Raw genomic sequence first — 12577 nt, forward strand, 5'->3', positions numbered from 1 at the left:
GTCAAATAAAAACTATCTTATTACAACAAATATAGTGAAAATATTGGCCCATACAAAAAAAAGACTTGCCTGCGAACAGACAAGTCTTCTTTTTATTCTTTAAACCGAATATTTATGCTTCTGCTTTGATTTCCTTTACAGAAACGAATGAACGGTCTTCTTTTCCTTTGTGGAATGTTACGATACCATCAACCAAAGCATACAAAGTATGATCTTTTCCCATACCTACGTTTGCTCCCGGATGATGAGCTGTTCCTCTCTGACGTACGATGATGTTACCTGCTTTTGCAACTTCACCACCGAACAACTTAATACCTAATCGTTTGCTTTCTGATTCACGGCCGTTCTTAGAACTACCAACACCTTTCTTATGTGCCATTTCTTCTTACTCCTTTTAAACGTTAAGCAACAACTTCTTTAATCAATACTTCTGTGAACTGCTGACGGTGACCGTTCAATTTACGATAACCTTTTCTTCTCTTCTTGTGGAATACCAATACCTTGTCACCCTTTACAAGCGGAGAAACTACTTCACATACTACTTTTGCGCCCTCTACTACCGGAGCACCAACTTTTACTTCGCCGTTGTTATCAACCAATAATACTTTGTCGAATTCAACAACTGCGCCATTTTCAGCGTTCTGAATATGGTGAACGAACAATTTTTTGCCCTGTTCTGCCTTGAACTGCTGACCGTTAATTTCTACAACTACGTACATCTGTCTTTTTATCTTTAAACAGGTTAGGTCCCGGGGGTGAGTATTCTTTCTGATACTGCTTTTCTACCCTCTGCGGAAAATCGGATGCAAATTTAGAGATTAATTATGAAACCAACAAACTTTCAGGGTTTTATTTTCCGTTTTTTCTTTTTCTTCTCTATTGCATGGCGCAGATTCGGAAGTCGTTGTCTTGTTTATTTCTACAGCATCAGGCTTTCTCTTCACTGCCCAGATACTTCCATACCAACGAACTAAAGGCAGCACCTACCAGCGGAGCCACGATGAACAGCCATAACTGACTTAATGCCTGCCCGCCTTCCATCAGCGCCGGACCGATGCTTCTTGCCGGATTGACGGAGGTTCCTGTTATAGGAATACAGACAATATGTATCAATGCCAACGTCAGACCTATCGCAAGTCCGGCCATATTTCCGGCACCTCGTTTCTGATCAGTCGCACCCAAAACCACTAATACAAATATGAAGGTAAACACAGCCTCGGCCAAAAACGCCTGAGCTGTTTCTCCCACATCGAAGGAATTCGCACCCGTCATCGTAGGTCCGGCATGGCCTCCGGTGCTGACTAAGGCGGCAAGGATTCCGGCTCCAACGATAGCTCCAATCACCTGAAACAGCATATACATCAACGCATCTTTGCTTTCCATCCGACCACTCATCCAAACACCAAGTGTTATGGCTGGATTAATATGACAACCTGAGATTCCTCCAATACAATAAGCCATGGCTACAACAGAAAGGCCGAAAGCTAAAGCCACACCAATTGTACCTGTACCCGCACCCACCGTATCAGCTGCGCTACCTGCAAATACCGCACTACCGCATCCCAGCAATACCAAGACCATAGTGCCTACTAATTCAGCGATATACTTCTTCATAATTCATTGATTTATTATATCAGACATAAGATCTTATTATTTATATAACAGATTAAATGCCAAGAAAGATGTAATAAAACACCTATTTAACATATCAAAAAGAGTATCATAAACTTATTCTAACCTCATAATAGATAATTGAATAAGTGTTGTTTTTTCGTTTAAACTTCTTCTATTTTTAATTGCATCACATTTGTGAATTAATCAATTCATAGATATAAATTAATCAATTCACTAATATGATTTAATTGATTTACAAATATGATTCAATTAATTTTTAAGGAATTTCCCCAAAAAAGACAGTAACCGCGCAAAAGATAGCCTGCATTCCTTCTTTTATTAGTCGGAGAACGGCTTTTAGACAGCAATAGAAAACTTGACATAAATCAAAAAAACAAATAAAAAGGCTCTTTGCATGATGTATTTTAACGGAATAACCGACCCGAAAGACCTGGCATTTGCACTACTTTTGCTTCACAAGAACATTTAAAGTCTATTTACTATGTCAAACAGAAGAACATTTTTGAAAAACATCTCTCTCCTGACGTTAGGAGGTCTGGCCAGCCAACAGATGCTGGCTTCTAATTCAGTTTCAGAAGTTTTATCCAACCCCGGATCAGTAACCAATACTGCAGCCAAGAAACAAATGGGATTGCAGACCTATTCTTTAGGCCAGGAATTATTAAAAGATATGCCGAACGGATTGCAGCGTCTGGCTAAAATGGGATTTACCGAACTGGAAATATTCGGTTATAAAGAAGACAGCGGTAAGTTTGGCGATTATTCGGCTGATAACACCACATTCATTGCACCAAAGGATTATAAGAAAATGGTAGATGATGCCGGAATGAAAATCACGAGCTCACACCTTTCACCGTCGTTGGGCGATTACAGCAAGGAAAACATGGCAAAATTCGAGGAATTCTGGAAGAAAGCTACCGATATTCATGCTGAACTGGGCGTTAAATGCATGGTACAGCCGAGTCTACCCCGAATTGAAAACGAAGACGATGCCAAACGCGTATGCGATGTATTCAACCGGGCCGGCGAGATAACAAAAAGCGCAGGTATTCTTTGGGGCTACCACAATCACAGCAATGAATTTAAGCGTGTATTGAAAGCCGGAGAAAAACCGGATCCAAACCGGAAGCCGTGGGATAAACCTCAGGGTACTTATATTGAAGAATTGTTCTTGAAAAATACAGATCCGAGCAAGGTTATGTTCGAACTGGACGTTTACTGGGCAGTCATGGGTCAGCAGGATCCGCTGGAATGGCTGGAAGATTATCCTGACAGATTCAAATTACTGCACATCAAAGACCGTTGGATCATCGGCGATTCCGGTATGATGAACTTCCCGAATATCTTCAAGAAAGGATATGAAATCGGTATCTTAGGTTATTATGTAGAACTGGAAGGTGACCGGAAAGGACGCACTCAATTCGAAGGCGTTGAGAAGAGTGCCCAGTATCTGCAAAGCGCAGATTTTGTTAAATAACGCACATCAGGTATAAACACACATATACATTATAAAATAAGTTCACAAGGTTCGTTACGTTAGAATGACTCAGAACCTTGTGAACTTTTTATTTTCTCCCTTTACAGACGAAAAAGATTATTTGCTGGTAAAGCGATATTCACCGGAGCCGACTTCGACAACCAGTTCAGTTTCGGTATTACTTACCTGATGAACGCCTGGATGTGAAGTGACACTCACGCCATACGCTTTAGGAATCCGTATCACAGCCGTCGTATTGCCGGGAACCACCACGCGCCAATCCAAACGATTGCCATCACGTGTCCAGTCGCTTTCAATCTTTCCATAGACCGATTCATACGAAGCCTTGACATGATTCAAACCTTCCGGGAAAACCGGAGCCATTTCGATTTTCTTAAAGGCCTGCGCATCGTCGGCACATTTGATACCGGCCAGGTCTTCATAATACCAGATCAGCAGATCGCCCAGCAACATCACATGATTGGCAGAATTCATGGCAGGATCGGCCGTATCACCGTTCCAAAGTTCCCAAATCGTCGTTGCTCCTCTGTTAATCATATAGCCCCAGCTTGGATAGGTCTCGTTTGTCACGATCTTCAATGCCAAGTCTTTCCGTCCGTATTCCGTCAGACCACGCATCAAATGCTGGATACCCAATACACCTGTGCTGACGTGACCGCCGAAATCGTCTTCCGTCTTGCGCACAATATTATCGAACACTTTCTGTTCAAATCCTTCGGGAACCAGGCCTAAACGCAGGGAAAGAATATTGGCCGTCACCGTATTGTTGCCATACTGAGCCGTCTCCCGATTGAAATACTTGGCATTGTAAGCCTCTTTCATTTCAGCTGCCAGCTTCTGATAGGCCGGAATATCAGCCGTCTGCCCGCAGAGCTCGGCAAACTTAACCATCTTGTTCAGCAAATCATAGTAAACCGTCGTGCTCAAAATCGCGCCATCCGTCTTACGGGCCGGATCCTGCGAATGAATCAGATGCTGTTCTTCGGGCGGCATACACCAGTCGCCGTACGTATCATTAACAATCACGCCGTCTTTCAATGCCACTTCTTCCATGTGCTGCATCCAGCGTTTCATCGAAGGATAGTGTTTCCGAATAGCACTGTCATCACCAAACTGGCGGTAAAGCATATCCGCTACATAGAAATAAGCCGAAGGCCATGTTACATCGTCGGCATATATTTCCCAATATTTCGGAGATACCACCGAAATACTTCCGGCCTCATTCTGCGAATCTTCAATATCCTGTAACCATTTATTATATAAAAGCGCGTTATTGAACAAGTAAGCCTCGCCACTGGCGCCTGTAGCCCGGTCGCCCAGCCAGCCCAGGCGTTCATCACGCTGCGGACAGTCGGTCGGCATACCGCGGTAATTACTGCGAATGCCCCAGAATGCATTCTTATGGATCTGATTGACCAACGCATTCGAGCTCTCAAACTGACCGGTAGTAGACATCGCGTCGTACACCACATAACCGGCAAAATCAGTAGTCGAAGGCTGATAATCCAGTCCGCTTACCTCTACATAACGGAAACCATGATATACGAAGCTCGGATGCCAGGAGAATTCACCATCAGCTGCCGGTGTATAAATATCCGTCACCTTAGCCGAACGCAAATTCGCCACATACAAAGTAGTATCCGGATTGAGAATCTCGGCAAAACGGAAGGTTATCGGCTGATTATCCTTGCCTTTAAGCTTAACGCCCAGCCAGCCCACCATGTTCTGGCCCATATCCAGGATAAACTTCCCATCCGAACGGGCTATTACGTTTACAGGAACCACCGTATCCTGCACCGCCAAGTTCGGGTTCGGCTGCGCCGTCAGCTTTCCTCCCGGCTCTTTCATCAGATCAGCCGTTTTCCAGGCCGAGTCATCAAACGAAACAGTATTCCAGCCTTTCAGTTCCTTCCGGGCATCATATTCTTCCCCGTCAAATTCATTGTTGGCTACAATCGGTCCCTGCGAAGTAACTTTCCAACTCGTATCACTGACAACCTGATCCATACTGCCGTCGGTATATTCGACTTCCAGCTGAGCCAACAAAGAAGGCAAACCCGTCGTCAGCATACCTGGAACACGCATCGAGAAGTAACGTCCGTTTCCTAAAACGACGCCCAACAGATTCTCTCCCTGCTGCAACAAATCAGTGACGTCATATACATTATAATATACACGCGATGTATAAAGCGATGGCATCGGAGCAAAGACATCCTTGCTGATCCGCTTCCCATTCAAATAAGACTCCGAAGAACCCAATCCCGAAATATACAGCACAGCACGTTTTACTTCTTTACTGACCTGAAATGGCTTTCGCAGATAACGGGCCGCCAACCTTGTGTCTCCCTGGTCTTTCTCGCCCGGATTACTCAAGGCATTCTCGCCAATCCACTGCCCTTTCCAGTCGTTTGCATCCAGCATCGCCATGCCCCAGGTCTGGACATCACTCCATTTTCCGGAGCCCTGATTTGTATCTACCTTTACCCGCCAGAAATAAGGTTTCTTCGCTTGCAGCTGCTCTCCTTCATACGCAATCCAAAGAGACTGATCTGATTTGACATCGCCCGAATCCCACAACAGATTCTTGCCGGCTTTCAGATCGTCTGCCGAAGCCGCCACCTGAATTCGATAACCTGTCTGGACCAAATCCGGCTGTCCGGCATGTATCTGCCAGGAAAAACGAGGATGAGCCACATCAATACCTTGCGGATTATTTTTCATCTCGACCTGCAAATGATTTACCTGTACAGAATCGGATGTCGGGTTACAGCCCATCATTCCCGCCAAGGCTATACACATACCACACAAAATGATCTGCTTTTTCATTTATAATAGATTTAGATTGTACATATAATGTCAAAGAAACGGATAATAATCCATACTCAACTTTAAATATTGACATGTTAACTATCTATTTTGACACAAATAAAAGTATTCATAGATAAATTCGGTTGTTTGGTCGATTCTTTTTGAGCATAAAAACAGATTTCAGGTAATTTGTATTTTCAAAGATAAAAGATTAGACAAATGATGAACAAGACTATCAAAACAATGATCGTTTCCGGACTCTTCCTCTGTACGATATCCGCTACAGCACAAGAAGAATACAATGAAATGCGACCTCCGTTTCCGCAGCAGGAAGAAGGGAAAGCGCCCTTTAAGGAAGTTCCTAATCCCGAGAAATCAGCCAAAAGGATTACGGAAGAAATGTCAAAAGGACTTGACCTGACGGAAAAACAATATAAAAAGGTATACAAAGTCATACTCAAAGAACAGAAAACACTGGTAGAAAACAGCTTCGGACAAAACCGTCCGCCGATGATGCCCGGTGGTCCGGAAGAAGGCGGAAGACCGATGATGGGAAATCCTGGAGAACGTCCGCCCATGGGCATGGGACCTGGAGGAGGAATGCCTTCACAAAGACCACCGAGAATGGATGAAGACCAGGCAGAAGTTCTGGAGAAAGCCCGGAAAACCAAAGAAAAGAAGCTGAAGAAAATATTGTCTGATGAACAATACACCCAATGGCAGGAAATGCAACAGCGTAACATGAAACCCGATAAAGCTCCGGTTCCGCCCGAAAAGCAATAAATACCTACACATAAATTCAAGGCTCAACCCGTACAGGCTGGATTATCTCCAGCTTTGACGGGTTGAACTGCTAAAATAAACCACTACCAAAACGAGAAAACCTCAGCGAATTCGACTATCTTTGTTCAATAATAATTCAAACAGAACAAGATATGAACTATTACGAAGTCAACTTTAATTACGAATCAGCAATTGAACCTTCAGTAGTAAGTGATATTCTGGCAGCTGAATTGGGTGAAATCGGTTTTGAGAGTTTTACAGAAACAGCCGATGGCCTGCAAGCCTATATCCAAGACAAGCTTTATTCGGAACCAGCACTCCAGGAAAAACTGAAAGACTTTCCTTTACCTGAAGTAGTTATTCATTATACTTGTACACCCATCGAAAGTAAAGACTGGAACGAGGAATGGGAAAAGAACTATTTCAAACCCATCCGTATCGGACAAGAATGCATCATCCGGGCTTCGTTTCATCCCAATGAACCGGGTTATACCTATAATATTATCATCGATCCGAAGATGGCGTTCGGAACCGGCAATCACGCTACCACCTTCCTGATGATTCAGGAAATGCTGCAACTGAATTTGCAAGGCAAAGAATTATTAGATATGGGTTGCGGAACGGCAGTCCTAGCTATTCTTGCCAGACTAAGAGGAGCCGGAAGAGTCGTTGCCATCGATATTGATGAGTGGGCTTACAACAATGCCCTGGAAAATATCCGGTTAAACCATACGGAAGACATTCAAGTGGCATTGGGCGGAGCCGAACAGATAGCCCGTTTCGGACAATTCGATTACGTGTTTGCCAATATCAACCGGAACATTCTGCTAAACGATATCTGCCGGTATGTTCCCTGCATGAAACCAGGAGCTTACCTCTTTATGAGCGGTTTCTACAAAGAAGATATTCCAGTTATCCAGGCTGAATGCGAGAAAAACGAATTGATATATCATTCTTTCCATGAGAAAGATAACTGGGTAGCTGTAAAAGTTAGCAAACCCGAAAACATTTAACATATTTTACAAGCTTAATCCAAACATTTTCCATACTTTCGGCGTTATATAATAAACATTTAAAAAGTGACAGTCATGAAAAACGTTGATTCTAAATTATTATTAGGCCTCGTAGTAGGCGCAGCAGTTGGTGCAGCAGTTGGTTATTTGGCAGCAACAGATAAAAGAGAAGATTTACTGAACGAACTAAATAATGTAGTTGGAAAGGTAAAAGAAGGTTTCAATTCTGCTTTGGCAAAATACAAAGAAGGAAAAGCAGAAGCTGTTAAACCCGTAGAAGAAGTGATTGCTGAATAATGAACGACAGCGAAAAAGTATTTCAGAATCTCAAAGAAGACGTTTCAGCTTACATGGAGCTGAAACTGGAATTACTAAAATTAAACACGTATGAGAGAACTGGCAAAGTAATTAGCCTTCTCTCATACGGGTTAATTTTGATGTTTTTAGCCTTCTTTGCCATTCTGTTTATATTTCTGGCACTGGGATTTTTCCTGGGAGAAATATTGGATGTTCAGGGTTCGGGATTTGCCATAGTAGCTATATTATATGTAGCGCTCATTTGGGTTATTAAATGTAATGAAGTGAAAATACGGACAAAAATCCTGAACTTAGTAATTGCAGCGTTGGCTGCTAACGACGACAAACAAAACACAAAAGACGATGAACCATCCGCAACAGACACCGCTGGAAAAGCTGCAAGCTGACAAACTACGTATCCAGCAAGCTTGTCTGGAACAAGAGAATAAGATAAACAAGACGTTTACTTATATTCAAGAAAACGCCGGATCGCTGTTGCTTTCCGGATTATCATCATTGCTCTTCCCAGCCAAGCCGCAGAAAAAAGGAGAAACAGAGCCGGCTACCGCAGTGAAAGCTGCCCCCACTACAGCATCACCTCTTGGCCTTTCAGATTATTTATCGGTAGGAAAAGCCTTAATGCCATTAGCTTGGGAAGTTATTCAGCCGTTAGTTGTAAGTTGGGGAATCCGTACAATCCGGAAAAAGATAACAAACTTATTTTCTTCTTCTAAAAAATCTTCCGAGAAAAAGAAGTAAGGATTAATTTATGTTAGAAGATACACTTTTTCATTGGATTTTCATTCGAAAACAAAAAACATAACTAAATTTGCAGTCGAAAAACAAGGGGACTTTGAAAGAGGTCGCCGAGACTAAATAAGAAGAACAATTTTTTAATAAACCCATAAAAAGTTTTATTACAATGATTAAAGTAGGTATTAACGGATTCGGTCGTATCGGCCGCTTTGTATTCCGTGCAGCTCAGAACAGAAACGATATCCAGATCGTAGGTATTAACGACTTGTGCCCGGTTGATTACTTGGCTTACATGTTGAAATATGATACAATGCACGGCCAGTTCAACGGAACTATCGAAGCAGACGTTGAAAACAGCAAATTGATCGTTAACGGTAAAGAAATCCGTGTTACTGCTGAAAAGAATCCGGCTGACTTGAAATGGAATGAAGTTGGTGCAGAATATGTAGTTGAATCTACAGGTCTGTTCCTGACTCAGGAAAAGGCTCAGGCTCACATCCAGGCTGGTGCTAAATATGTAGTTATGTCAGCTCCTTCTAAGGATGCTACTCCTATGTTCGTTTGTGGTGTTAACGAAAAGACATATGTTAAGGGTACTCAGTTCGTTTCTAACGCTTCTTGTACTACTAACTGCTTGGCTCCGATCGCTAAAGTATTGAACGACAAATTCGGTATCGTAAACGGTTTGATGACTACAGTTCACTCAACTACTGCTACTCAGAAGACTGTTGATGGTCCTTCTATGAAAGACTGGCGTGGTGGTCGTGCTGCTTCTGGCAACATTATCCCGTCTTCAACTGGTGCTGCTAAGGCTGTAGGTAAAGTTATCCCTGAATTGAACGGTAAATTGACTGGTATCTCTATGCGTGTTCCGACTTTGGATGTATCAGTTGTTGACTTGACAGTTAACTTGGCTAAACCGGCAACTAAGGAAGCTATCTGCGCTGCTATGAAGGAAGCTTCTGAAGGTGAATTGAAGGGTGTTCTGGGTTACACTGAAGATGCAGTTGTTTCTTCTGACTTCTTAGGTTGCACTTTGACTTCAATCTTCGATGCTAACGCTGGTGTTTATTTGACTGATACTTTCGTTAAAGTTGTTTCTTGGTATGACAACGAAATCGGTTACTCTAACAAAGTATTGGATTTGATCGCTCACATGGCATCTGTAAACGCTTAATCCATTCCGATTAAATAGTTTCAAAGCCGCATCTTTCGGGATGCGGCTTTTTTTATGTCCTTACCTTTGGCAGTATGCAGGCAAAATTCGTAAGTTTGCAGCATGAATAATTACGAACTCATTACCATCATTGGTCCGACTGCTTCGGGGAAAACAGCCTTTGCGGCAGCCTTGGCAGCACGATTGGATACGGAAATCATCAGTGGAGATTCGCGGCAGGTGTATCGTTCGATGGATATCGGGACGGGAAAAGACCTGGCGGATTACGTGGTAGACGGGAAACAGATTCCCTATCACCTGATTGATATCTGCAATCCGGGCGATAAATATAACGTATTCGAATACCAGCACGACTTTCACAAGGCTTTCGAGGAAATCCGGAAGAAAGGAAAACTCCCCATCCTTTGTGGAGGAACAGGTATGTATATCGAATCGGTCCTCCGGGGATTCAAGTTGCTTGATGTGCCGCAGAATCCGGCTTTGCGGGAATCGCTGAAAGGAAAATCATTGGCAGAACTGGAGCAGATCCTGGCTTCGTACAAGGTTTTGCATAACAAGACCGACGTCGACTCGGCTCAGCGTGCCATCCGTGCCATCGAGATCGAAGAGTTTTATAAGACGGAAGCGCCCGACAAGCGGGAGTATGCGCCAATCAACAGCCTGATTATCGGCGTGGATATCGACCGGGATTTGCGGCGGGAAAAGATTTCCAAGCGACTGCGTGCCCGACTGGACGAAGGCATGGTGGATGAAGTCCGTGCGATCCTTGCTACGGGCGTAAACCCCGACGACCTCATCTACTACGGACTGGAATACAAATTCCTTACCTTATATATTATCGGGCAACTGACGTACGACGAGATGGTATCGCAGCTCGAAATTGCTATCCACCAGTTTGCCAAACGGCAGATGACGTGGTTCCGAGGAATGGAACGGCGCGGTTTACACATCCATTGGCTCGACGCCACGCTTCCTACCGACGAAAAGATTAACAACGTATTAGCTCTCATTCAATAATCATGTTTACGCTTGACAAACTGACAAACTCGGATAACTTCTTCCTCCTGGCGGGTCCGTGTGTGATCGAAGGAGAAGACATGGCGCTCCGTATCGCCGAGAAGATTACGGAAATAACTGCCCGGCTACAGATTCCTTATGTATTCAAAGGGTCGTACCGGAAGGCAAACCGTTCGCGCCTGGATTCCTTCACAGGGATTGGCGATGAAAAGGCGCTGAAGATCTTACGCAAAGTGGGCGAAACCTTCGGTGTACCGACAGTAACCGACATTCATGAGACGCACGAGGCGGCAATGGCTGCCGAATATGTGGACGTCCTGCAAATCCCGGCTTTCTTATGCCGGCAAACGGACTTGCTTGTAGCAGCCGCCCGCACCGGAAAGGTTGTCAATATCAAGAAGGGACAGTTTCTTTCTCCCGGGGCCATGCAGTTTGCTGCCCAGAAGGTAGTCGATGCGGGTAATCGGCAAGTGATGCTCACCGAACGAGGTACGACTTTCGGTTACACGGATTTGGTAGTCGATTATCGGGGTATTCCGCAAATGCAGGCGTTTGGTTTTCCGGTGGTGATGGATGTAACGCATTCGTTGCAACAGCCCAACCAGACATCGGGCGTAACGGGCGGTATGCCGGCCCTCATCGAGACGATTGCCAAAGCTGCCATTGCCGTAGGAGCCGATGGCTTGTTCATCGAAACACATCCCGAACCGGCAGTAGCCAAGTCGGACGGCGCGAATATGCTGCAACTCGATTTATTGGAAGGTTTGCTCACGCGGTTGGTTCGCATCCGCGAGGCTATTAAATAAATCAATGGGAAGAATACAAAACAGGCACGGAGGTTTCTCTCTCGTGCCTGTTTCATTTTATAACCAGAAGAAATACCCCAGCGAAAGCTGTAGCGATTGTATCTTAAATCCATCACCACCTTTGGGTACATTGGTCAGACCAAAAGCATACCGCAAATCAATGAACCAATTCTTCGGTGCTTGAAAGGAAGCGCCTACAAGCAAAGCACAGTTCACCGGATTCCGGTCTCCTACATACTCTGAAAAATTCTCCTTTCCTAACTTTGCCGATTGAGCCAAGAAGATACCTGGCTGTAGCCCTGCTTCCAGATTAAAACCCGAATCATGCTTCAAGGGATAGAACTTAACCAATAAAGGCACATCAATATAATGCGCCTTCACTTTCAGCATTTCACTCAGACTTCCTCCTTCAAGATCAACGACCAAATCATCCTTATAATTATGTTGCGAATAGAGCAACTCTCCCTGTAAATCCAACCAATCATTCAACTGATAATTCGCTACCGCACCAAGCGTCGCTCCGGCTTTGAAATGAGTATCCATACCATCAATCGGATATGTCATTTTCGACCAATCCACTCCCACTTTCCCGCCGACAGACCATTGGGCGGCAAGGTCTCCTAAGAACAGGAAACATAACATCAAACATAAACCTAGCTTTTTCATACTTCTATATTTTATGATTTTACAATCCGCTATACAACTTTGTTTGTAGATAATAACGTCATCACCCTTCGTTTATTATCAAACATTAAAATAATTTTCACTTTTAGTCCGCCTTGAAAGG

At 43.9% G+C, this 12577-nt stretch carries 14 protein-coding genes; 9 read left to right on the forward strand and 5 right to left on the reverse strand.

What is annotated here, in order from left to right:
• Positions 1-112 precede the first annotated feature (112 nt).
• The 3 genes from rpmA to NEE14_RS06610 form a co-directional block, all read right to left on the reverse strand.
• Positions 113-379, reverse strand: a complete 267-nt coding sequence (gene rpmA / locus NEE14_RS06600; RefSeq protein ID WP_251967051.1) for a 50S ribosomal protein L27 — start codon at positions 377-379, stop codon at positions 113-115.
• A 22-nt stretch (positions 380-401) separates the two neighbouring features.
• On the reverse strand, positions 402-719 hold the full coding sequence (gene rplU, locus NEE14_RS06605) for a 50S ribosomal protein L21 (protein WP_243323921.1): 318 nt from the start codon (positions 717-719) through the stop codon (positions 402-404).
• Between the two features lie 208 nt (positions 720-927).
• The gene (locus NEE14_RS06610) at positions 928-1614 is read right to left on the reverse strand and encodes an MIP family channel protein (protein WP_251967050.1); all 687 of its coding nucleotides are present in this window, start codon (positions 1612-1614) and stop codon (positions 928-930) included.
• A 502-nt stretch (positions 1615-2116) separates the two neighbouring features.
• Here NEE14_RS06610 and NEE14_RS06615 point away from each other — a divergent pair.
• Positions 2117-3112 carry a sugar phosphate isomerase/epimerase family protein gene (locus tag NEE14_RS06615; protein ID WP_251967049.1) on the forward strand — a complete coding sequence of 332 codons (996 nt, stop codon included), beginning with the start codon at positions 2117-2119 and terminating at the stop codon, positions 3110-3112.
• 117 nt (positions 3113-3229) lie between these two features.
• Here the strand turns inward: NEE14_RS06615 and NEE14_RS06620 are convergent, their stop codons facing one another.
• On the reverse strand, positions 3230-5959 hold the full coding sequence (locus NEE14_RS06620; protein ID WP_251967048.1) for an alpha-L-rhamnosidase: 2730 nt from the start codon (positions 5957-5959) through the stop codon (positions 3230-3232).
• A gap of 201 nt (positions 5960-6160) precedes the next feature.
• Here NEE14_RS06620 and NEE14_RS06625 point away from each other — a divergent pair, with 201 nt between their 5' ends.
• From NEE14_RS06625 to kdsA, 8 genes are all read left to right on the forward strand, one after another.
• Positions 6161-6724: a DUF4890 domain-containing protein gene (locus NEE14_RS06625; RefSeq protein ID WP_251967047.1), complete on the forward strand. Its 564-nt coding sequence runs from the start codon at positions 6161-6163 to the stop codon at positions 6722-6724.
• Positions 6725-6876: 152 nt separating this feature from the next.
• Positions 6877-7737 (forward strand): 50S ribosomal protein L11 methyltransferase, encoded by an 861-nt coding sequence (gene prmA, locus NEE14_RS06630; protein ID WP_251967046.1) that lies wholly within the window; start codon positions 6877-6879, stop codon positions 7735-7737.
• Positions 7738-7812: 75 nt separating this feature from the next.
• Positions 7813-8034, forward strand: a complete 222-nt coding sequence (locus NEE14_RS06635) for a YtxH domain-containing protein (protein ID WP_251967045.1) — start codon at positions 7813-7815, stop codon at positions 8032-8034.
• A complete protein-coding gene (locus tag NEE14_RS06640) occupies positions 8034-8441 on the forward strand; it encodes a phage holin family protein (protein WP_251967044.1) in 408 nt (135 codons plus the stop codon). The genes NEE14_RS06635 and NEE14_RS06640 overlap by 1 nt, the downstream gene beginning before the upstream one ends.
• Positions 8398-8793: a hypothetical protein gene (locus tag NEE14_RS06645; protein WP_251967043.1), complete on the forward strand. Its 396-nt coding sequence runs from the start codon at positions 8398-8400 to the stop codon at positions 8791-8793. Before NEE14_RS06640 ends, NEE14_RS06645 begins: the two co-directional genes overlap by 44 nt.
• A 163-nt stretch (positions 8794-8956) precedes the next feature.
• A complete protein-coding gene (gene gap / locus NEE14_RS06650; RefSeq protein WP_251967042.1) occupies positions 8957-9967 on the forward strand; it encodes a type I glyceraldehyde-3-phosphate dehydrogenase in 1011 nt (336 codons plus the stop codon).
• Positions 9968-10069: 102 nt separating this feature from the next.
• Positions 10070-10984 (forward strand): tRNA (adenosine(37)-N6)-dimethylallyltransferase MiaA, encoded by a 915-nt coding sequence (miaA, locus tag NEE14_RS06655; protein ID WP_251967041.1) that lies wholly within the window; start codon positions 10070-10072, stop codon positions 10982-10984.
• 2 nt (positions 10985-10986) lie between these two features.
• The gene (gene kdsA / locus NEE14_RS06660; protein WP_251967040.1) at positions 10987-11790 is read left to right on the forward strand and encodes a 3-deoxy-8-phosphooctulonate synthase; all 804 of its coding nucleotides are present in this window, start codon (positions 10987-10989) and stop codon (positions 11788-11790) included.
• Positions 11791-11847: 57 nt separating this feature from the next.
• On the opposite strand, the gene NEE14_RS06665 is transcribed toward kdsA, so the two are convergent.
• Positions 11848-12456: a porin family protein gene (locus tag NEE14_RS06665; protein ID WP_251967039.1), complete on the reverse strand. Its 609-nt coding sequence runs from the start codon at positions 12454-12456 to the stop codon at positions 11848-11850.
• Positions 12457-12577: the final 121 nt, after the last annotated feature.

This window comes from Parabacteroides sp. AD58 (assembly GCF_023744375.2).
Classification (GTDB): domain Bacteria; phylum Bacteroidota; class Bacteroidia; order Bacteroidales; family Tannerellaceae; genus Parabacteroides; species Parabacteroides absconsus.